At 69.4% G+C, this 15,789-nt stretch carries 18 protein-coding genes, 3 tRNA genes and 3 pseudogenes; 18 read left to right on the top strand and 6 right to left on the bottom strand.

The genetic code is table 11. From position 1 onward, the window contains the following. Nucleotides 1–10: 10 nt before the first annotated feature. Nucleotides 11–954: pseudogene (locus QQK48_RS07420) on the bottom strand (NAD(P)H-quinone oxidoreductase). 193 nt (nt 955–1,147) lie between these two features. On the opposite strand from QQK48_RS07420, the gene QQK48_RS07415 reads away from it, so the two are divergent. Both QQK48_RS07415 and QQK48_RS07410 read left to right on the top strand, forming a co-directional pair. Further along, nucleotides 1,148–1,792 carry a hypothetical protein gene (locus QQK48_RS07415; protein ID WP_284328009.1) on the top strand — a complete coding sequence of 215 codons (645 nt, stop codon included), beginning with the start codon at nt 1,148–1,150 and terminating at the stop codon, nt 1,790–1,792. Nucleotides 1,793–2,101: 309 nt separating this feature from the next. Next, nucleotides 2,102–2,398: a hypothetical protein gene (locus QQK48_RS07410; RefSeq protein ID WP_284328008.1), complete on the top strand. Its 297-nt coding sequence runs from the start codon at nt 2,102–2,104 to the stop codon at nt 2,396–2,398. 73 nt (nt 2,399–2,471) lie between these two features. Here the strand turns inward: QQK48_RS07410 and QQK48_RS07405 are convergent, their stop codons facing one another. Then, nucleotides 2,472–2,600 carry a hypothetical protein gene (locus QQK48_RS07405; RefSeq protein ID WP_284328007.1) on the bottom strand — a complete coding sequence of 43 codons (129 nt, stop codon included), beginning with the start codon at nt 2,598–2,600 and terminating at the stop codon, nt 2,472–2,474. A 71-nt stretch (nt 2,601–2,671) separates the two neighbouring features. Here QQK48_RS07405 and QQK48_RS07400 point away from each other — a divergent pair, with 71 nt between their 5' ends. From QQK48_RS07400 to QQK48_RS07360, 9 genes and pseudogenes are all read left to right on the top strand, one after another. Beyond that, a complete protein-coding gene (locus QQK48_RS07400; protein WP_284328006.1) occupies nt 2,672–2,923 on the top strand; it encodes a hypothetical protein in 252 nt (83 codons plus the stop codon). After that, on the top strand, nt 2,862–4,019 hold the full coding sequence (locus QQK48_RS07395; protein WP_284328005.1) for an ATP-binding protein: 1,158 nt from the start codon (nt 2,862–2,864) through the stop codon (nt 4,017–4,019). The genes QQK48_RS07400 and QQK48_RS07395 overlap by 62 nt, the downstream gene beginning before the upstream one ends. Nucleotides 4,020–4,050: 31 nt before the next feature. Then, a complete protein-coding gene (locus QQK48_RS07390; protein WP_284328004.1) occupies nt 4,051–6,081 on the top strand; it encodes a hypothetical protein in 2,031 nt (676 codons plus the stop codon). Between the two features lie 187 nt (nt 6,082–6,268). After that, a pseudogene (locus QQK48_RS07385) lies at nt 6,269–6,711 on the top strand (roadblock/LC7 domain-containing protein). A gap of 15 nt (nt 6,712–6,726) precedes the next feature. Then, the gene (locus tag QQK48_RS19505) at nt 6,727–6,855 is read left to right on the top strand and encodes a hypothetical protein (protein ID WP_348523517.1); all 129 of its coding nucleotides are present in this window, start codon (nt 6,727–6,729) and stop codon (nt 6,853–6,855) included. Nucleotide 6,856: 1 nt separating this feature from the next. Further along, nucleotides 6,857–7,120, top strand: a complete 264-nt coding sequence (locus tag QQK48_RS07375) for a DUF742 domain-containing protein (RefSeq protein WP_348523516.1) — start codon at nt 6,857–6,859, stop codon at nt 7,118–7,120. Then, a pseudogene (locus QQK48_RS07370) lies at nt 7,101–7,697 on the top strand (GTP-binding protein); the annotation flags it as partial. The gene QQK48_RS07375 and the pseudogene QQK48_RS07370, both read left to right, overlap by 20 nt. Before the next feature lie 317 nt (nt 7,698–8,014). Beyond that, on the top strand, nt 8,015–8,206 hold the full coding sequence (locus QQK48_RS07365; RefSeq protein ID WP_284328001.1) for a PIN domain-containing protein: 192 nt from the start codon (nt 8,015–8,017) through the stop codon (nt 8,204–8,206). Nucleotides 8,207–8,215: 9 nt separating this feature from the next. Further along, a tRNA-Ser gene (locus QQK48_RS07360) sits at nt 8,216–8,304 on the top strand. A 27-nt stretch (nt 8,305–8,331) separates the two neighbouring features. Here QQK48_RS07360 and QQK48_RS07355 read toward each other — a convergent pair. Further along, nucleotides 8,332–8,730, bottom strand: coding sequence for an ArsR/SmtB family transcription factor (locus tag QQK48_RS07355; protein WP_284328000.1), 399 nt, complete (start codon nt 8,728–8,730; stop codon nt 8,332–8,334). Nucleotides 8,731–8,937: 207 nt separating this feature from the next. Between QQK48_RS07355 and QQK48_RS07350 the strand changes: the two genes are divergently transcribed. From QQK48_RS07350 to QQK48_RS21470, 7 genes are all read left to right on the top strand, one after another. Beyond that, a tRNA-Ser gene (locus QQK48_RS07350) sits at nt 8,938–9,025 on the top strand. 85 nt (nt 9,026–9,110) lie between these two features. Beyond that, nucleotides 9,111–9,184: transfer RNA gene (locus QQK48_RS07345), tRNA-Arg, on the top strand. A gap of 100 nt (nt 9,185–9,284) precedes the next feature. Then, nucleotides 9,285–9,686: a LacI family DNA-binding transcriptional regulator gene (locus tag QQK48_RS07340; RefSeq protein ID WP_284327999.1), complete on the top strand. Its 402-nt coding sequence runs from the start codon at nt 9,285–9,287 to the stop codon at nt 9,684–9,686. Next, the gene (locus QQK48_RS07335; RefSeq protein ID WP_284327998.1) at nt 9,577–10,332 is read left to right on the top strand and encodes a LacI family DNA-binding transcriptional regulator; all 756 of its coding nucleotides are present in this window, start codon (nt 9,577–9,579) and stop codon (nt 10,330–10,332) included. The genes QQK48_RS07340 and QQK48_RS07335 overlap by 110 nt, the downstream gene beginning before the upstream one ends. Before the next feature lie 91 nt (nt 10,333–10,423). Beyond that, the gene (locus tag QQK48_RS07330; protein WP_284327997.1) at nt 10,424–12,091 is read left to right on the top strand and encodes a hypothetical protein; all 1,668 of its coding nucleotides are present in this window, start codon (nt 10,424–10,426) and stop codon (nt 12,089–12,091) included. Between the two features lie 25 nt (nt 12,092–12,116). Beyond that, nucleotides 12,117–13,547, top strand: coding sequence for a carbohydrate-binding protein (locus QQK48_RS07325; protein ID WP_284327996.1), 1,431 nt, complete (start codon nt 12,117–12,119; stop codon nt 13,545–13,547). 169 nt (nt 13,548–13,716) lie between these two features. Continuing rightward, complete coding sequence (locus tag QQK48_RS21470; protein WP_431308304.1) at nt 13,717–14,229, top strand: PLD nuclease N-terminal domain-containing protein; 513 nt, start codon at nt 13,717–13,719, stop codon at nt 14,227–14,229. Nucleotides 14,230–14,263: 34 nt separating this feature from the next. On the opposite strand, the gene QQK48_RS07310 is transcribed toward QQK48_RS21470, so the two are convergent. From QQK48_RS07310 to QQK48_RS07300, 3 genes are read right to left on the bottom strand one after another with little or no spacing between them, the layout of a single operon-like run. Beyond that, the gene (locus tag QQK48_RS07310) at nt 14,264–14,512 is read right to left on the bottom strand and encodes a hypothetical protein (RefSeq protein WP_284327995.1); all 249 of its coding nucleotides are present in this window, start codon (nt 14,510–14,512) and stop codon (nt 14,264–14,266) included. Then, complete coding sequence (locus QQK48_RS07305; RefSeq protein WP_284327994.1) at nt 14,481–15,197, bottom strand: hypothetical protein; 717 nt, start codon at nt 15,195–15,197, stop codon at nt 14,481–14,483. The genes QQK48_RS07310 and QQK48_RS07305 overlap by 32 nt, the downstream gene beginning before the upstream one ends. Continuing rightward, a complete protein-coding gene (locus QQK48_RS07300) occupies nt 15,113–15,784 on the bottom strand; it encodes a sensor histidine kinase (protein ID WP_284329334.1) in 672 nt (223 codons plus the stop codon). The genes QQK48_RS07305 and QQK48_RS07300 overlap by 85 nt, the downstream gene beginning before the upstream one ends. Nucleotides 15,785–15,789: the final 5 nt, after the last annotated feature.

Raw genomic sequence — 15,789 nt, 5'->3', positions numbered from 1 at the left:
CTCGCGGGGCTCAGGGCAGGAGCAGCACCTTTCCGAACACGTCGCCGCTTTCAAGTGCCCGATGCGCCTCGGCGGCCTCGGCGAGCGGATAGGTCTCGTGGGTGAGGGGCCGCACGGCGTGCGGCACGAGCGGCCAGATGTCGCGCCCCACCCCGGCCACGATCGCGGCCTTGTCCTCGAGCGGCCGTGAGCGCAGGGTGGTGCCAATCACCCGGAGGCGGCGCGCGAGCACCGCGCCGAGGTTGATCTCGGCCCTCGTGCCGCCCTGCATGCCGATGACGACGAGGGTGCCTTCGGTGCGCAGCGCCCGGAGGTTGCGCTCGAGGTAGGCGGCGCCGATCACATCGAGGATCACGTCCGCTCCTCCCGCCTCGCGCACGATCTCGACGAAGTCCTCGGTGCGGTGGTCGATGCCGCGTGTGGCGCCCAGGTCCTCGCAGCGTGCCGCCCTCGTGGGGCCGCCGGCCGTGGCGAAGACCCGCATCCCCATGGCGACGCCCACCTGGATGGCGAGCGAACCCACTCCACCCGAGCCGCCGTGCACCAGCAGCGTCTGGCCCGCGTGCGCATCGGCCGCCTGAAAGTTGGACCACACGGTGCAGGCCGCCTCCATGAGGCCGCCTGCGTCGACGAGGCCCACCCCTCGGGCACGGGCAGCACCAGCGACTCGTGGACGGCGACGAGGTCCGCGTAGCCGCCGCCTGCGAGCAGCGCGACCACCTCGTCTCCCACCTGCCAGCGCGAGACTGCCGCACCCCGTGCGACCACGGTGCCCGAGACCTCGAGGCCGGGGTGTGCGGGGGCGCCCGGCGGCGGAGGATAATGTCCCTGGCGTTGGAGGGCGTCGGCGCGATTGACACCCGCGGCGGCCACTCTGATCAGGAGGTCACGGTCTGCGACGGCGGGATCGGGGCCCTGCGCAAGCGTGAGAACTTCGGGCCCCCGGGGGCCGATGGTGTGGAAAAGATCACACGAATCGCCCGAAGTTTCGCGTCATAACGGCCACCATATAGCGTCTCAATCTGCAATGAGCCACGTGGGCTTCAAGGTTTGAGGCGACGCCGCCGATAACGATGAGGTCCGCGCGCAATGCGGTCCACGGCGAGATTCCCGTGGTCCGGGCGGCGGCTCGTGAGGGAGAGGGTTAATGCTCCAGAGGCTTGGTATTCGCGGGAAGATCCTCGCGGTAGTCGCAGTGCCCATCCTGGTGCTCGTGCTGGCTGCCGCGTTTATTACCGCGTCCGCTGCACAGACCTTCACCGCCGCGCAGAACTCCGAGGACCTCATCGAGACCCTCGGCCAGGCGCGCGACCTCCAGGCTGACCTCCAGCAGGAGCGCCTCCTCTCGGAGCAGTTCTCCCACACCATTCAGGATGGCGAGGACAAGCTCGAGGAGTCGTACGGCTTCACGGACACCGCGATCACCAACCTTGAGGTTGCCGCCGGAGTCATCGACAACCCCGACGCGACGGCCGATGACGCCACCGACGACACCACGGATGAGTCCAGCGACACGGACGAGACCTCCTCGGTCGACGGCGAGGCCTTCATGGCCGATGTCAACGCGGCCATCGGGCGTACCTCCTCCGGTTACATGGAAGACGCGCGCGCCGTTCAGATTGCCGCCCCCGGTGAGGACGGCGGCTGGGTGGTCTTCCCCGAGACCTCGGATATCGAAGCCATGCAGGCCTCGTACGCGGCGGCCGTCGAGGAGCCTCGACAGCGTCAGGGCAGACCTCCCCGCCGGCACCGACCTCGACATCCCGCTCGCTGCGCTGAGCCTTCCGCCTGAACTTCGAGTCCGAGTCCGCAACGGCTCTGTTCACCGAGCCGCAGGCCTACCAGGAGCCCCTCGAGGCGGCCTGGGGCCGCGTCGATGCAGGCGTCGAGGGACTGCTGGGCTCCTCTGAGCGCCTGGCAAGCAACGAAGTCAACGCCCGAGCCGTGGAGGCGCTGCTGTCCGGCCAGGAGGCCGTGGGTAGCCTCCCGACCGTCCGTGCGGGCGTGCAGTCCGCGACCATGAACGTGACGGCCATGATCAACGGGTATAGGCTCGCTGATCGACACCATCGTCTCGGCCGCGGACGACGTCTCGGTCGCCATGTCCGACCGTGACCTTGTGACGAGCATCCAGGCCTACGGTGACCTCGACGCTCTGATCGAGAACATGCGCTACGAGGAGGTCGTCATCGACCGCCTGGTCCGCCAGGGTGCGTTCCTCCCCGGTGAGGCCGCCACCGCGCGAACCATGACAGCGCGTACCGACATCTCGCTCGAGGAGGCGCAGGACTCCTCCGCGGCCGTTTCGGGTGCGGAGGTCGTGCCCCCTTCGGTGCCTCGGCCGGTGTGGTTGACGACACGGCCTCGTCCTTCCAGACCGTCAGGACCCAGGTGCTGACCGGCCTCGACTCGTCGCTCGTGGGTGAGCAGGACTCGGGTTGGACCACCGAGGTCGACACCGAGGTTGCCGCCTACGAACCGCTGCGCGACGCGATGTGGGACACCGTGACGTCCGATGCGTCGAGCGACACCCAGGCCGCCCTCGCCCAGGCGATCCTGACCGGACTTGCCGCCATCGCGATCGTTATCGTCTCGGTCATCATCGCGCTCGTGATCGCGCGCCGCATCATCGGCCCGCTTCGCCGTCTGACCACCACGGCTACCGCCGTCCGTGAGGAGCCTGCCGCGACTCGTGGAGCGAGTCGCGCTGCCCGGCGAGGACGTCGACGTGTCCGAGGTGCAGATCCCCGTGGAGTCCAAGGACGAGGTCGGCCAGGCTCGCCGAGGCGTTCAACGGCGTCAACGCGGCAACCCTGTCCATCGCCGCCGAGCAGGCCGCGCTGCGTGGCTCCATCTCCGAGATGTTCGTCAACGTCGCACGTCGCGACCAGGTTCTCCTCAACCGCCGCCTGTCGTCCATTGACGACATGGAGCGCACCGAGGACGACCCGGACACGCTCACCAGGCTCTTCGCCCTCGACCACCTCGCGACGCGAATGCGTCGTAACTCGGAGTCCCTCCTGGTGCTCGCAGGTATCGACACCGGTCGCCGCCTGCGTCGCCCGATGCCGCTGTCCGACGTGATCCGTACCGCGTCCTCCGAGATCGAACTGTACGAGCGCGTCGATCTTGACCTGGACGTCGACCCGTCGATGCTTGGCCACACCGCACTGACCGCCGCGCACCTGTTCGCGGAGATCCTCGAGAACGCCACGGTGTTCTCCGACCCCGGCACGCGCGTCGCGGTCCGCACCGCCGCCACCGAGGCGGGCTTCGTGGTCGAGATCGAGGACCACGGCATCGGCATGACCGTCAAGGAGGTCGCGGAGGCGAACGCCCGCGTGGGCTCTACCGCCGCCTCGGAGATCCTCGGTGAGCAGCGACTGGGCCTGTTCGTGGTCGGCCGTATTGCCCGCCGTATCGGCGCGCAGGTGGAGGTGCGCTCGGAGGAGGGCCGCGGCACCGTCGCGACCGTCTTCCTTCCCGCCGCGTTGTTCGCCGGTGCCGAGGGCGCTCCCGTGGAGCCGGTGGCTCCCGCCGCTCGTGGTGTGTCGATGGCGGTGGACGAGGTCGTCGAGACCCCTGCGCCCACGCTTGCCCCCACGTCTGGTCGCGACATTGCGCCCGGTCCCGCCTACATGCCCGCCGCGTTGCAGGAAGGCGCAAGCCTTGCCGGACGCGACGGCGGCGCGCTTCCCGCCCGAGCGGGTGACCTGCCTGCCCGTGGTGGCGACCTGCCGACCCGTGGCGAGTCGCTTCCCGCCAGGGCGGCCGACCCGGTGCCCGTGGCGGCTGACCCGAACTCCATCGATGCCCTCATTGCGGCCGATGCTGCGGCGGCTCCCGCTGTGGAGGAGGCCGACGTTGAGGGCCTCACCGACGGCGTCAGCGCCGTGGGTCTGCCCACCCGCCGCCGCCGTGCCCCCCAGACGCCTACCGAGGATGCGGGCCTGCCCGGTGTGATCCCGGTCGTGGGTCTGCCTGCACGCGCCACGGAGGAGCAGGCTGTCCGCCCTTGACGCTGAGGCCGGTGGTGGCTTCACGCCTACCGTGGCGCCCAGCGAGGTGGCCCCGCAGTCTGCCGACGAGCGTGCCTCGATGTTCCGTGGCTTCCGCTCGCGTCGTGAGACCGAGCAGGCGGCATCGGAGGCGAACGAGGTTGCCGAGACGCCGACGACCGATGCCCCCGCGGACGCGTTCACGGTGCCGTCCCTTGAGGGTGACCTCCACGAGGGCGATGTCGCTGAGGTCCCGGCGGCCGATGCCCCTGCCGAGCCTGAGGACGACGCGCACCCGTGGCGCGCGACGGCGGCTGGTGCGGGTGCACTGGGTGCCGCGGCGTTCTTTGGGGCTCGCGACCGCGTGCGCTCCGACGAGGAGATCTCGCAGCCGTCCGCCGTCGAGCCCGAGGTGGCACCGGCCGTCGAGGTTGCCCCGGAGCCCGAGCCCATCCCCACGTTCGCGCTTGAGCCCGATGAGGCTGCCGGTGTGAGCGGCTTCCGTCTGCCTAAGTTCGATCCCGCCACCACGGGCCAGATCCCGGTGATCGCGGACGAGCAGGTCGCCCCGGTGGACGAGGCGACCGAGCCCACGGCAGATCCCTTCGCGCAGCCGGTGGACGAGACCGCGCCCGAGCAGCCCGCGGCGTTGCCGCCGCTGCCGTGGCTGGTGGACGACGCACACGCGCAGGACAACACGCTGGCCCAGGACGAGCCCTTCGCGCCCATCCCGACCTTCGCGTTCGAGCCCGATGAGGACGAGCAGCCTGCCTCGCACGAGTGGAGCGCCTCCGCGGCGCCCGAGCCCGAGGACACCCCGGCCGCGGTGCCTGCTTTCTCCCTTGAGGAGGAGGCGCCCGTCGTCGACGAGCAGCCGGTCTGGCAGGCCGACGCCGTCGCCGAGCAGCCGCAGGACGCCCCCGTCGTCGAGGACGCCCCATTCACGTGGGACGCCCCGCAGGAGCAGGCGGCGAGCGAGTTCGATGGTGTGACCCCGGCGTGGGCCCGTGTCGCGGCGACGCCTGCGCCCTCGACTGTCGAGCCCGCGTACGGCCAGACGCCGTTCGATGCTCAGGCACCCCAGGATGCGACTCAGGACCAGTACGCACAGGAGCCCTACGCGGCACCGGTTGGCGCAGAGATCCCCTCGGCGGCGACGCCGTTTGCTGGCGTCGACTCGGTGGCGCTTGACGACGTTCCCGCACCTGCGTCGACGTCGCCTCGGCTCGACGACCTCATCCAGAGCGCGGTCGAGGAAGACCACCGTCCGGGCTTCTTCTCGCGCCTGTTCGGCCGCGGGGGCCGTAAGGACGCCGTCGATGAGGCACCCGCGCCGTACGCTCCGTCCGCGCCGACCGCGTTCGCGCCGGTCGCAGATCCGTCGTCGGTGCTCGCGGCACCGCTGACGCCGTCTGCGCCTGCCCAGGCGCCTGCCGCCGCATCGGCCGCGGCGTTTGAGCCCACGCCGGCAGCGTTCGAGCCTGCACCCGCGGCATTCGAGCCCACGCCGGCAGCGTTTGAGCCCGCGCCCGTGGCGGAGGCTCCTCAGGCGGAAGCGCCGCAGGCGAGCGTTGAGCCTGTGGCACCGAGCCGTCCGTCGATGTTCTCGCCCGCGGCACAGTCGTTCGAGCCTGAGCCCGCAGCACCGTCCTTCGAACCCGCGGGTGAGCCGTACCAGGCGCCTCAGTCGTTCGAGCCGGCTCCGCAGTCCTTCGAACCGGCCCCTCAGTCCTTCGAGCCGACTCCGCAGTCGTTCGAGCCGCAGGGAACGCCCGCCCAGGCCGCGTTCACCCCCGAGCAGGCTCGCCCAGGCTCACGGCTGGGAGGCCGCGGGGCAGAGCGCGTTGCAGGCGGCTGCGCCCGAGTCGGCGACCACCTACCAGCCCATCATCCGGCCCGACGAGGCGGACGGCGGCACCGATATGGCATCGGCCGTCTTCTCCGAGCCTCGCTCGCTCGCGGCCGAGCGCCCCAAGATCGAAAAGACTCGCGCGGGCCTGCAGAAGCGCCGCCAGTCCGACGCTCCGCCGGTGGAAGTGAAGCCGCTCGAGGAGGAAGTCGCCGTGACTCCCGCCGAGCGTGACGCCGACGCCGTGCGCCAGCGCTTTAGGCTCCTTCTACTCTGGCACCCAGCGTGCGCGGCAGGACGCGGCCGACTTCGACCGTGCCACGCAGATCGAGGAAGAAGTACACGGGGGACAGGACTGATCATGACGACGCCCGCATCAATGAATGTCTCCGCACCTGGAGCGCTATATCAAGGAGGACAGTTGCCCGAGCTCAGCGCTGAAGCAACCAATTTCGGATGGCTGCTGGACAACTTCGTCCAGACGGTCCCCGGCACCCGTCACACGCTCGTCGTGAGCGCTGACGGCCTGCTCATGGCCATGTCGAAGAACCTTGACCGCACGGGTGGCGACACGCTTGCGGCCGTGGTCTCGGGCATGGCGAGCCTGACGCGTGGCGCCGCGCGCCGCCTGCAGGCCGGCGAGGTCCGTCAGTCCATCATCGAGATGGACGAGCCTGTTCCTGTTCCTCATGAGCGTCTCGAACGGCTCGGTGCTCGCGGTCGCCGCGGACTCGACGTGTGACGTGGGCCTCGTGGGTTACGAGATGACTCTCCTCGTGTCGCGTACCGAGAACGCCCTGACGCCGCAGGCTCATCACCGAGATGCGTCAGAACCTGCCGACTGACGGACACACCCGCGTCTGAAGGATGTGAGCTCCCATGACCCACAGCGACGTGCATGACGACGACGAGGCCTACACGGTCCGTCCGTACGCCGTCACGGGCGGTCGCGTCAGCGCTGCGAGCAAGGACCTCCCCATGGAGGCGCTTGTCGAGTCCAGGCTCTGACGTGGAGGCGGTGCGCGGGCTGACGCCCGAGAAGCGCACCATCCTGCAACTGTCGACCGGGCAGTACCAGTCGGTCGCAGAGTTGTCCGCCCACACACGGCTGCCGCTGGGGGTGGTGCGAGTCCTCGTCACCGACCTGGCAACCGAGAACCACCTGATCATCCACACCGGTGGAACCGCCGATGACACGTCCACGCATGACGCGGACGGCGGCATTTCCCTGAGCCTTCTGGAGAGTGTCCTTGATGGCATCGCAGCCCTCTGACGCGGCGGTCGCGACCGCCCCCGTCCACGTCGCCCCTACGGTCGTCAAGATCGTCATCGCCGGTGGCTTCGCCGTCGGCAAGACGACCTTCATCGGCTCGATCTCGGACATCGACCCCCTCAACACCGAGGCGGCGATGACGGAGAAGTCCATCGGCGTCGACGACGCGGGTGGCGTCACCGACCGCAAGACCACCACGACGGTGGCCATGGACTTTGGCCGCATCGCGCTGCCTGGGTCGCTGTGGCTCTACCTGTTCGGCACGCCTGGCCAGGACCGCTTTCTCTTCATGTGGGACGACCTGGTGCGCGGCGCGATCGGTGCCGTGGTTCTGGTGGACACCGAGCGTCTTGACCAGTGCTTCCCGGCTGTGGACTACTTCGAGGGCCGGGGTATCCCGTTCGTCGTGTGCGTCAACTGCTTCGACGGTGTGGCCCGCCACACGCTCGAGGACGTGCGCGAGGCGCTCGGCATCCCGCCCGAGATCCCCGTCATGTACACCGATGCACGCGAGAAGGCCGCGACCAAGCAGGCGCTGATCGCAGTGGTCCAGCTCGCCATGCGCCACTCAAGAAGGGCTGACACAGACGGCCGATGCGTGCGCAATGGCGCGCGCGCATCGGCTGACCTCTGCCGGGCTATCCTTGCGAACGTGATCTACGTCGACGGCTCCGCGCTGGTGCGCTTCCTGCCCGGCGTGAAGTACTTCGACGAGTTCACGGCGTGGATTCTGCCGCGGCTGGGCGAGGTGACCACCACGCAGTTGGGGTACACCGAGCCTGCGCCAGGCGGCCGAGCCTGTTCCCGCGCGCCGAGAAGAACCAGGCGTTTGAGGTGGTCGAGCAGGTGCGCGCGCGCATCCCGTCCATCCGCTTCTCGGACAAGAACGTGGGCGTGTCAACGCACGCGGCCGCGGTGCTGAAGCCCTTCGCGGCCCTGCACCTTGGTGCCGCCGTGGCGCACCCCGCGATCGACACCATCGCCACCTACGATGCGGAACTCGCGCAGGCGGCGGAACTGTATGAACTGAAGGTCGTGACGCCCGGCATGCTGCCGGGCTGGCACAATGGCACCGCCGGAGCCTGATCCGGCAAAGGAGAGTTGACCGAGCGGCCGAAGGTGACGGTCTTGAAAACCGTTGAGGCGTTTAAGCGTCTCCGTGGGTTCGAATCCCACACTCTCCGCTCCCGCGCCGCGTGGCTGCCTGTGCGTTAACAGCAGTCGCAGGAGGCGCCGCACGCGATCTGTAGCACGCGTGCCACCGCGCGCACGCTCTCGAGACGCAGCCCGTACAGCACCTTGGCGCCATCACGACGGGCCATCAGCAAGCCTGCGCCCTCGAGTTGGCGCAGGTGGTGATTCGCGGTGGCGGGGGAGACCTCAAGCATCGCTGCGACGTCGGTGGTGGTCATCTCGTGGCCCTCGCAGCAGGCGAGCGCTTGGAGGATGCGGACGCGGTTCGCGTCCGCCATGGCCCGCAGCCGGGCGGCGACAGCCACGGCGTCGTCCTGTGGGGCGAAAGCCGCATCTCCTAGCGGTGCACAGCACAGGGGCTGGGAGGCGTCGACGGCGGGCAGGGCAGCGGGCATGACGCCACCCTGCCACATCATTTGACATATGTCATATCTCCGCGCCAGTATCCCGATGTGACATATATCGAAAGGAGGTGAGGGAGATGGGCGACTCGACCACATGCTGCGACGGCGGAGGCTGCTGCGGAACCGGCTGCTGCTGAGCGGCGAGGGTGCCGGTCGCGGCCGCCGGGGAGCCGCTTTGCTCCGAGGCTCCCGTGACCGGTACCCTGTACCCGCTACACAGGAGACGTGACTGAGTGGCCGAAAGTGCATCCCTGCTAAGGATGTGATGGGGTAAACCCATCCGTGGGTTCGAATCCCACCGTCTCCGCCCCGCGACGACGCATGGATCGGGCGCAGTGGTCATCGACCGCCGCCCGAACCTGTATAGTTGTGTCTCGGTCCTCGCGGACCGTGCGCCCGTAGGCTCAACGGATAGAGCATCTGACTACGGATCAGAAGGTTGGGGGTTCGAATCCCTCCGGGCGCGCTTTATCGAAAGGCCCCCGCCGGTTGGCGGGGGCCTTTCGCGTTCTCCTTGGCGGCCGATGCTGGCGCTAGAGTCGGGCGATGACTCACGAGGGGGAGCGATGACGGCGAGGCGACGCGGCGTAACGCTGGCCGAGGTGGCGGCGCGTGCCGGGGTCTCCCTGAAGACCGCCTCCAACGCCGTCAACGGCACGGGACGCATGTCCGCGGCCACCAGGGCGCGCGTCGAGGCGGTGGTCGAAGAACTCGGCTACAAGGTGCACGCGGCGGCCCGCAGCCTCACCCGCGGCCGTACCGGCACCATCGCTCTCGCCGTTCCGTCCCTGCGGCCCGCCTACCTGGCCGAGCCTTGCCGAGGCGGTGGTGGAGGCGGCGCGTCAGCACGACCTCGGCGTGCACGTCACCACCTATCCCGAACACGAGGCTGGCGCCTCGCGTCGCTACCTCGCCCAGTTCAACGCGAACCTCAACGACGGACTGCTCCTGTCGCTCGCGGAGCATGAGACGCTCGAGCCGTCCGCCTTCGACGTGGACTATCCGCTCGTCTGCCTCGGCACCAGGACCACCCATGGGCGTGCCGACAAGGTGGCGACCGATGACGTTGCCGACGGTCACGCCGCGGCTCGCTTCCTGTACTCGCGCGGAGCGACCGCGCTCGCCGTGGTGGGCGCGCACGTGCCGTTCGATCCTGAGGAGATTGCCGGGGCAAACGAGGGCAATGCCGAGATGCGACTGCGGGGCATCCATGCCGCATCCGTCGAGACCGGCCGCCGCATCGATCCGCGCCTGGTCGGTGTGACGGGCTACGACTGGACCATCGGGTCGGGCTTCCGGGGAGCGCAGGCGGTGATCGCCGCAGGCGTTCCCTTCGACGCCATGGTCTGCCTCAACGATGGATTGGCCATCGGCGCGATCTCGGCGCTGCGAGAGGCGGGCTTCCGGGTGCCCGAAGACGTCCAGGTGATCGGCTTCGACGACATCGAGGAGTCCGCGTTCCTGTCGCCGCCGCTGACCACCATGGACTCACGGCTCGAGTGGATCGTGCCCACCGCGCTCGACCGCCTGGCCGCGCGCATCGACCAGGACGCGAGCGAGCCCGTGGACCTCCGGGCAAGGTCGCAACTGGTCGAGCGCGGCACCACGCGCTGACGCTGCCTCTTGCGGCGGTGCCGCGAGGGCACTATGTTCGGTTTTGGTACAGCGCTGTACCACGAGGACGACTGCAACGACGGAGATCACCTTGACCACTGTGAACGCATCCCGGGCGATGCGATGGAAGGCCGTGGCGGCCACACTGCTCGCCGCGGTCCTCGTCGCCGTCGCCCCCGTCTCGGCCACCGCCGCCGAGACCACCACGACCACCGTGAACTACAACGACACCACCGCGACCCGCGGTACTCCCTTCAAGACCTGGTACGAGGGGACCTGGGACTCCAACAGCACGCACACCTGGGGCAACGCGGGAGCCCAGTTCGAGGTCGCCTTCACCGGCGAGTCCATCGTGATGTACGGCCGCCGCTCCACCACCAACGGCACGGCCGAGGTCTACATCGACGATGTCCGCGTGGGCACCGCCAACTACAACGGCGCCCGCACCAACACCATCGAGATCTTCCGCCGCGAGGGCCTGACGCCAGGCGACCACGTCCTGCGCGTAGTCACCGTGGGCTGGATCAACCACGCGAGCGTCGAGATCACGTCGACCGTGCAGGCCGACGAGCGCGGACGCCTTGGCGACACCATCGACCGCTACGCCAGTGACGAGGCAGCCGACTACGCCGCCGACTCATGGGCCCCCTTCGCGGCCGCCCTTGCCACCGCCCAGGACGCCTTCGCCGATGCGGCCGCCACGGATACCGCGCTCGTGGACGCGCGCACCGCCCTCGACGCCGCGGCCACCGCCCGCGTCCAGGTCTCGGGTCTCGCCGACCTCCTCACGCGATACGCGAACCACGTGCCGAGCGACTACTCCGCCGCCACCTGGGAGCCCTTCGCCGCCGCCCTGACCGCCGCCACCGGCGTGGTCGAGGACCGGGCCGCCACGGCATCGGCCGTCGTCAATGCCAAGAATGCCCTGCAGGATGCCGCCGCCGCGCTGGCGACCGTGTCCACGGGAGACCTCGAGGCGATCACCAACAACCAGTTCTGGCACGACACGGATGGCAACCCGATCTTCTCGCAGGGTGGTGGCATCTTCCGCTTCGGCGACCGCTACTACTGGTACGGCGTGAAGTACACCGGCGCGCAGGCGTACTACGACAACCCCACCAAGACCTACGACGCGACCTTCGAGTCCATCACCGCCTACTCCTCGACCGACCTCGTCAACTGGACCTTCGAAAACGAGATCGCGACCACCGACACCGCGGTGCACATCCCGGAGTCGAAGGACGTCAACGGCTCGTACTTCTCGGACATGCAGACGCTCGCCGACTCGGTCTGGATTGGCCGCCTGGGCGTGGTCTACAACGAGAACACCGGCAAGTACGTGCTGCTGACCCAGTTCGAGAACGCCGACCCCGCCCGCGTCACCAACGCCGGCGTGCTGTTCCTCAGCGGCGACTCGCCCACCGACGACTTCGAGTACGCGAACCTGCAGACGCACATCCCCGGCGTGTACAACAACGGCTCGGGATACAACCAGGGCACCGGTGACCAGACCGTCTTCACCGACGACGACGGCAGCGACTACCTGGTGTTCTCGTACCGCAGCGGCCGCTCGCGCACCTACGTCGCGCAGATCAGCGACGAGGACTCGCTTTCCGTCGAGACTGCGACACAGGTCTTCGCGGGCGCGGGCCGCGAGGGCAACGCCATGTTCAAGGCTCGATGGCCGCTACTACATTGCGAGCTCCGACCTGCACGGCTGGAACACCTCCCAGACGTACATCGTCCGCTCGCTCAGTGATGACATCCAGGGTGCCTACTCGGGCATGTACGTGCTCCCGGGCACGGAGATGGACTACTCGCACGTCACCCAGAGCGGCTTCTTCGTGACCGTCAAGGGCACCGAGCAGGACACCGTCATCTACGCGGGTGACCGCTGGGCGGACTTCGCCTACAACGGGCTCGGCTACAACCAGTGGGTGCCGCTGAGCGGCACCGGCGAGGACGTCTGGTTCAACTCGCTAAGCGACTGGAACCTCAACGCCACTACCGGCGAGTGGGAGGTCGGGTTCTCGAACAACTACGTGCTGAACCCCGACTTCGCCGCCGACCGCATCTCGGTGACGACCCTCACCGGATGGACCCAGTCCACGGAGGCGTCCTCGTCGACCACGGCATTCGTGTCCAACGTCTCGCCGGGCGCCGACGGCACCCGGTTCGGGCTGCGCCTCGGCGCCGCGCAGGCGTTCGCTGGAGACGTCCACCAGGACGTCGAGGTCCCGGCCGGGGTGTACGAGGTCGCGCTGACGGCCGACCGTGCCGCCGCCCTCACGGCCGCCCAGGTGGTCGTCACCGGGGCCGATGGCGTGGACCACGTGTTCGACATCCCCGTCACCTCGGGTTGGGCGGCTCAGTCGCTCGGCCAGGTGGTGCTGCCAGAGGGCGCGACGCGCTTCGCGGTGCGAGCCGTGGGCGATGGCGGCGTCTACCTCAAGGCGGACGCTCTCTCGCTGCGCCGTCAGCACGTGGACACCGCCGCGCTCGAGGAGTCGGTGGCCGCAGCCGAGGAGATCGGTGAGGCCGACGTCACGGCAGCGGGCTGGGGTGCCCTGTCCGAGGCGCTCGCGGATGCGCAGGCAGTCCTTGCACGCACGGCCACGCAGGCTGAGGTGGATGCGGCCGCGGCCGCGCTGGCCGATGCGCTGGAGGCTCTGGTCCCGGCCCTCGTGACGCTCGAGGTCGAGCCCGCAGCACTGGTGGTCGCCGTAGGCTCCGACGCCACGGACATCGCGTGGACCGTCACCGGCACGTTCGCCGATGGCAGCACCCGCGCCCTGACCGCTGACGAGTTCGCGGTGGAGGGGCTCGACACCTCCGTCGATGCCGACGTCACGGTCACGATCAGCGCCGACGCCTCTCTGCTCAGCGCGGCCGTCGACGCGGTCGACGCGACCGTCGCCGTGACCGTACGCAAGGCGTGGGACGCATCGGCCACCTACGGCGCCGGCGACGAAGTTGTCGCCGACGGCGCGCGATGGCTCGCGACGTGGTGGACCCGGGGTCAGCAGCCCGGCGACACGTACGGGCCGTGGCAGGAGATCCGCACCGCCGGAGACGGGACGGCGGTATGGACCGCCAGCCGCATCTTCACCGCCGGCGATGTGGTGATCCACGACGGTGAGCGGTTCACCGCCAAGTGGTGGACGCGGGGACAGGAGCCTGGGGCTGCGCATGGCCCCTGGTCGCCTCTCGACTAACCCGCTCGGTGGGGCCCGTCACCGTGAGGCGACGGGCCCCACTGGCACCTCCGGAGAGCGCTGACCCTCGCCTTTCTCAGACCGGAGACAACTCGACCGCCGGTCCACTAGGGTGAGCCCGTACCCGTACCGCACGGGACCGTCCCCTTCTTTGTCAAAGGAGCCTCCGATGGAGTTCTTCAAGTCTTTCCTCGACCTGCTGTTCTTCAGCCTCTGGATCTTCGTCCTCGTGGCGTTCTTCATGGTGCTGTTCCGCGTGATCGTGGACATCTTCCGTGACAGCAACCTCGGTGGCTTCAGCAAGACGCTGTGGCTCATCGCGGTCCTGATCTTCCCGTTCCTCGGCATCCTGATCTACCTGATCGCGCGCGGCAAGGGCATGGCCCGTCGCGACGTGGAGCAGGCGGCCTCGGTCCGCGCTGCCCAGGTGGAGTACACCAAGGGACTCATGAGCGAGGCCGGTCCCGCCAGCGAGATCAAGGCTGCCAAGGAGCCTGCTCGACTCCGGCGCCATCACGGCCGAGGAGTACGAGGCCATCAAGGCCAAGGCGCTCGCCAAGTAAGGCACGCCCACCACGCCGTCGGGGCGGCACCTGCATACGCGGGTGCCGCCCCGCGGTGCGTTCAGGACGCCGCGCTTCTCACTCCACGCCGCTCCCCACGTCACTGCGCGACTGGTTGATTTCGGTCAACGAAGGGCCGCTAAGTGACCAAATTCAACCAGTGGGAGGGGTGGTGAGGGGGTAGCCGTCCTGTCCAAGCGACAGCCGCTCCACCTCGTCATCCGTGGCACGCCGCAGGCTGAGCGCAGTGTCGCGCCCCGCGGGAAGCAGCCGCACGGTGACGGAGCCCGTACAGGCGGCCGCGAGGACTTCGACGATGGCCTGGACCATCCGTCCCAGCGCCTCGCCGTCGTCGATGGGCGCTCCGCGGTCATCGAGGATGGTCACCTGCACGCCACGCATGCGGGCGGCCTCGACCGCCTCGACCACCTCGGGTAGGGCGAGGGAACGGCCGCGCACACCGTCGCGCAGGCGCGCCTCGGCCCGCGCAAACTCGGCCCGCTCGTCGTCGGCGAAGGGGCCGCCCCTGCGAATGCGCTCCAGCAGCGGCACCGCCAGCGTCGCCAGTTCCGCGGCCCGGGTGCGCCGGATCTCCAGGCCCGCATCGGCCGCCGCCGTCTCCGCGGCCGATGCCACGGCGCGCTCCCGTAGCGCGGCGATGCGGTCCGCAGTGGCGCTGAGCCTGGCGCGCAAACAGGGTGGCGACGATCAGGATGCCGATGTGGCTGTTGGACATCATGACGGCGGACAGCGCGCCCCTGCCCGTCAGGACGCCCCAGACGGCGCTTTCGCCCACCATGATCGCCATGCCGACCCATGCGGCCAGGGGACGGCCCCTCAGCGCGAGGAAGAACAGCAGCCAGGTGTTGGAGCCCAGGTGCCAGGTGGCGCGGCCCAGGGTGCCTGTGTCCGTGACCGCCCCAAAGACGAGGGCTGACGAGACGGCGACGGTGGCGAGGACCACCCAGGTGTCGCGTCGCGGGAACGGGAACGGCGCGGTCTTCACGATGACCATCGCGCCGTAGCCCGCGACCAGCACGGCGAGATACGTCTGCCACGGCCGGTCGGCGACGCTCGAGGTGCCCACCGCAAACAGTGCGTTGGTGACGATGAACAGGCCGACGATGACCTTCGCCTCCCAGGCCTGTTCATCGGCAGGAGGCGCCCGCCCGAGGTCGCAGAGCCTTCGGCGAGGTTGGTGGGGATGCTCATGGGACGTCCCACCCGAGCCTGAACGGTGGTGCCGCGGCCCGGACGCGAGTAAACGGCGCCACGGCCGCCATCGACCGTCGACATGCGGTCCCTGATGGAGACGCGGATTCCCAGTCGGAGGGGATCGACAGCCTCGGGATCAAACCCCACTCCGCGGTCCGCGACCAGGATGTCGACGCCACGGTGGTCGGCGCTGATGGACACCGAGAGGCGGGCCTCGTCGCCGGCGTGACGTGCCGCGTTGCGGACCGCCTCGCCGAGCGCCTCCGACAGCGCCGCGACGGCATCGCCGGGAACCGGGGGGCACGTGCCGAAGGAGTAGTCGACGTGGGCGTCCACGCCAAGGTCGGCGGGCACCGCGCGCAGGGCTGCCACCACCTCGGCGGCGGAGTAGCCGCCGTCGCGTTCGTGTTCCGGGGTGGCGAGAGCCGCGATGGACGCGAGAGCGTCGCCTGCGCTCATGGTCG

Origin of the sequence: Demequina litorisediminis, from assembly GCF_030161615.1 — a bacterium.
Lineage (GTDB): Bacteria > Actinomycetota > Actinomycetes > Actinomycetales > Demequinaceae > Demequina > Demequina litorisediminis.
This window is presented reverse-complemented; position numbering and strand designations above follow the sequence as displayed.

What these genes read in the sequence shown, in the direction of transcription:
- QQK48_RS07415 (WP_284328009.1), top strand. Translation starts at nt 1,148, where the DNA reads ATGCTCCAGAGGCTTGGTATTCGCGGGAAGATCCTCGCGGTAGTCGCA.
- QQK48_RS07410 (WP_284328008.1), top strand. Translation starts at nt 2,102, where the DNA reads ATGTCCGACCGTGACCTTGTGACGAGCATCCAGGCCTACGGTGACCTC.
- QQK48_RS07405 (WP_284328007.1), bottom strand. Translation starts at nt 2,600, where the DNA reads ATGACCGAGACGATAACGATCGCGATGGCGGCAAGTCCGGTCAGGATC.
- QQK48_RS07395 (WP_284328005.1), top strand. Translation starts at nt 2,862, where the DNA reads ATGTTCGTCAACGTCGCACGTCGCGACCAGGTTCTCCTCAACCGCCGC.
- QQK48_RS19505 (WP_348523517.1), top strand. Translation starts at nt 6,727, where the DNA reads ATGACCCACAGCGACGTGCATGACGACGACGAGGCCTACACGGTCCGT.
- QQK48_RS07355 (WP_284328000.1), bottom strand. Translation starts at nt 8,730, where the DNA reads ATGATGTGGCAGGGTGGCGTCATGCCCGCTGCCCTGCCCGCCGTCGAC.
- QQK48_RS07340 (WP_284327999.1), top strand. Translation starts at nt 9,285, where the DNA reads ATGACGGCGAGGCGACGCGGCGTAACGCTGGCCGAGGTGGCGGCGCGT.
- QQK48_RS07325 (WP_284327996.1), top strand. Translation starts at nt 12,117, where the DNA reads ATGTACGTGCTCCCGGGCACGGAGATGGACTACTCGCACGTCACCCAG.
- QQK48_RS21470 (WP_431308304.1), top strand. Translation starts at nt 13,717, where the DNA reads ATGGAGTTCTTCAAGTCTTTCCTCGACCTGCTGTTCTTCAGCCTCTGG.
- QQK48_RS07310 (WP_284327995.1), bottom strand. Translation starts at nt 14,512, where the DNA reads ATGCGTGGCGTGCAGGTGACCATCCTCGATGACCGCGGAGCGCCCATC.
- QQK48_RS07300 (WP_284329334.1), bottom strand. Translation starts at nt 15,784, where the DNA reads ATGAGCGCAGGCGACGCTCTCGCGTCCATCGCGGCTCTCGCCACCCCG.